The 1,649-nt window shown below is 60.3% G+C and carries 1 protein-coding gene; it reads left to right on the top strand.

The window, feature by feature from the left end; translation table 11 throughout:
- The coding region (locus C5471_RS23140) for an RHS repeat-associated core domain-containing protein (protein WP_278250196.1) at positions 1-1,649 on the top strand (1,649 nt) is incomplete at both ends.

Genomic DNA, 1,649 nt, shown 5'->3' on the forward strand with positions numbered 1-1,649 from the left:
TTACACCCGTGACCGGGCCGGGCAGATTATCGGGGAAACCGATTTTACCGGGCGCACGATCCAATATCAGTACGACAGGGCAGGACGTAAAATCATCGCCCGTTACCCGAATAATCAGCTGCTGCGCGGGTGCTACACCCCGGAAGACCACCTGATCCGGCAGGAAGTCTGGCAGGAAGACGATGAACAGTGTCAGCTGGTCGCGGTCACGGAATATGACTATAACGCCACCGGCCAGCTTATTCGCGCCACCAACCCGGATGCGGTGGTGGAATTTGAATACGATGGCTCCGGCAACCTGACCACCGAAACGATTAACGGGCGGACGGTAACCCACGAATGGGATCCCCTGAGTGGCTTACCGGTCAGCCGGCAGGGAGACACCCTGCCGGCCCTGCGCTGGGATTATGGCCCGCTCGGTCAGGTCACCCGCGTTGAGCTGGCTGGCCACGCGCCGCTGCTGATGCAGCATGACCTGCTGGGACGGGAAACCGTACGGGAAAGCGGGGCCGGATTTATCCAGTCACAGGCTTACACCCCGCTCGGGCTGCTGGCCCACCAGACTGCCGGACGCCATCCGACGCGGTTTCAACAGACGTCCCCCGATGCTGACCCGTCTTATCCGCCGCTGGGCCGCACGGTGAGCCGGCGCTGGCATTACAATTCGGCGCACAATGTGGCCTGCATTGAAGACAGACTCTGGGCAGAAACTCGCTACGGCTACAATGCGAACGACCAGGTGGTGACCGCGCAGTTTGGCGGCTCGACCGCGTGTGACGAACAGTATGTGTATGACGCGGGTCAGAATATGCATTACCACAAGCGGGTGCCGGAGCGGCTCAGTGAAGACGTGCAGCAGACGTCTCAGGCGCAGCAGGCCGGGCGGGTGGTTCAGCGCGGGGCGAACACTTATCGCTACGATGAGAACGGACGCCGGGTAGAGAAAACCGAGCAGCGGCGGGGCTACCGGCCGCGAACCTGGCGTTACCGCTGGGACGGTCAGCAGCGGCTGACCGGGTTTATCAGCCCGGAAGGGAGCCGCTGGCGTTACGGCTATGACGCCTTCGGGCGGCGGATTAGCAAGCGAAAAGAAGCGGAGGGCGCGGGTCAGCCGGTGAAACCGACGACGATTATCGGTTATAATTACCTGTGGAGCGGTGACCAGCTGATAGAAGAGACGCCGGTGTATGCGGACGGGAGTGTTGCCGGAGAGCAGAGTATTCACTGGCTGTACGAACCGGGGGCGCTGACGCCGTCGGCGCGGTATGAAAAGGGTCAGCTGTACTATTTGGTGAGCGACCATCAGAGGACGGTGCGGGAAATCCTGACCGAGGAAGGGGAACTTATCTGGGCGGGCCGGCTGCTGACCTGGGGCGAAGCGGAATTTTGGCGGGTGCTGACGGTCAATGACCCGCGGACTCTGACGTGTAATCTTCGGTTTTGTGGTCAGTATGAAGACACGGAGAGCGGTTTATTTTATAATCGGTTCCGTTATTACGACAGGGAAACGGGACAGTACTTATCGCCTGATCCGCTAGGGCTGGCAGGGGGCCTGAATCCGTATGCGTACGTTCATAATCCGGCGAATTGGATTGATCCTCTGGGATTGGCGGGTTGTGATCCTACTGGATACCATAAACGCAAGGCCC

Source organism: Photorhabdus tasmaniensis (assembly GCF_011189505.1).
Lineage (GTDB): Bacteria > Pseudomonadota > Gammaproteobacteria > Enterobacterales > Enterobacteriaceae > Photorhabdus > Photorhabdus tasmaniensis.